The organism is Streptomyces sp. NPDC033131 (assembly GCF_055578365.1).
In genome coordinates this window covers 1-1,824 of sequence record NZ_JBVIPA010000116.1, presented here as the reverse complement: position 1 = coordinate 1,824, position 1,824 = coordinate 1, and the positions used below count along the sequence as shown (strand labels likewise).

The 1,824-nt window shown below is 70.3% G+C and carries 1 protein-coding gene and 1 pseudogene; both read right to left on the bottom strand.

The annotated features are described in order from the left end of the window. Positions 1-233: 233 nt before the first annotated feature. Positions 234-1,127: a universal stress protein gene (locus ACZ5XS_RS45735; RefSeq protein WP_468661638.1), complete on the bottom strand. Its 894-nt coding sequence runs from the start codon at positions 1,125-1,127 to the stop codon at positions 234-236. 448 nt (positions 1,128-1,575) lie between these two features. Beyond that, positions 1,576-1,824, bottom strand: a pseudogene (locus ACZ5XS_RS45730) (flavodoxin domain-containing protein); the annotation flags it as partial.

The following is a 1,824-nucleotide window of genomic DNA, read 5'->3' as shown; positions in this document are numbered from 1 at the left end:
AACTGCGCCCGAGCACGGTTCACTTCATGTGCGTCCACACCCCCAACATGCCCCCAAACGGCACCGCGAGACAGACGTAACGGAGTCCTACTAGTGCAGCAGCGTCATGTCCCGACACCGCCTGTCGGGCCTGGTGACAGAGGCACAGGCCGGGAATCGCCGCAGCCTTTCCCGTCCAAGTTCTTTCTAGGGAGCGTGGAGGACGGTTCGCCCCCGGGCTCCACCACCGGGACTCACTCGTGCGGCACGACCGCGACCGGGCAACGGACGTGGTGCATCACGGCGTGCGTGACAGGCCCGGAGTGCGTGCCGAGCCTGGACGGGCGGGTCCTGCGGCCCACGGCCAGCAGGCCGGCATCTCTCGTGGCGTCCAGCAGTCGCTGCGCGGGACGCCCCTCGTCGACCAGCTCGAGGATCTCCACCGCGGGATATTTCTCCCGCCACGGCGCCAGAACGGCGGCCAAGGCCCGTTCGGCGGCCCCTCCGACGTCCTTGCGAGCCTTGGCCTCCAGAGCACTGGGTACGTACGGCAGACGCCACGCGTGCACCACTCGTAGCGGAGCGGCACGCAGGGTCGCGCTCTCGAACGCGAACGAGAGCAGTTCTTGGCACGGATGTGTCGGGTCCACGCCGACCACGAGGTCGCGGTACGGGGTGTGTGCCGACGGTCGGCCCCGTGCTTCCGGCCCGTGCTCGTCATCGACCGGCTGGTCGGCCCGTACCAGGACGACGGGACGCGCTACACGGGCCACCGTCACCAGCGCCACGGAACCGGCCATGAAGCCGCCGAAGCCGCTGAACGCCCGGCTGCCCAGGACCAGCAGCTCCGCCTCGTCGCCCGCCTCGACCAGAGCGTCGGCCGCGGGCCGCGAGACCTGCTCGGCGCTCAGAGAGACCTGCGGATACCGCTCGTTGAGCCGGTCCACGGCGCCGCGCAGGATCAGCCGCGCCCAAAAGCGCGGCGCTTCCAGCTCGGGCAACTCCGACTCGTCGGGCGGCATGCCGCCCTCCCACGCGTGCACCATGCGCAGCGGCAGGCCACGCCTGAGCGCCTCCCGGGCCGCCCAGTCGGCGGCGGCGAGGCTCTCACGCGAACCGTCCAGTCCCACGACGACAGGGCGCAGCACGGTCACCACCTCCCCGGCTCTGCGTCCGCACGACTTGGCGGAACCCTCCACTACCAGGATCCTCGACCCGGCACCCGCACCGGTAAGGGCCGGGGCGGTCCGACACTGGGTCCGAACGGCCCTGGTCGTTGCTCGGACGGCCGCACTCAAGGCGACTCGGACGGGGACCGTGGCAGTCACGGCGGTGGGCACGTCTGCCCCCGGGCCGTGTTCGGCATCGCCCGGCTCGCTCTGAAGCCTTGAGAGTGGGCGCCTTGCGGAGTGACCTGGCGGCCCTGCGTCTCGGAGGGCCGTGGTTGCCCGCTTGCCACCGCTCCAGGGTGTGGACCGGCGTATCGAGGTCCGAGAGGCGCTGAACCTGACCGTCTTTACCTTCGACCATGACCTTGTCGACGGCGCGTCCGCTGTCTCTTGGGGTGAGCCCTGCTGTGTCCTGTCGCGCTGTCCGTCATCCGCGAGCCAGCTGCCTTGCGATGCCGGACGCCCAGTCGTCGATGGCGTCCCAGTCGCGGTAGTCGCCGAAGCGGCCGCCCATCAGACGGAAGAGGACGCGTCCGGTGACCGGCAGCTGATCCCGTCCGACGACACCGGAGAACAACCGGTGGTCCCGGTAAGGCAGTTCCTTGGGCAGGCTCTCGACGATCACCGGGATCTCTTTCTCCGTCATGCGCTTCCATGGCCCGCGCAGCGCGCCCGG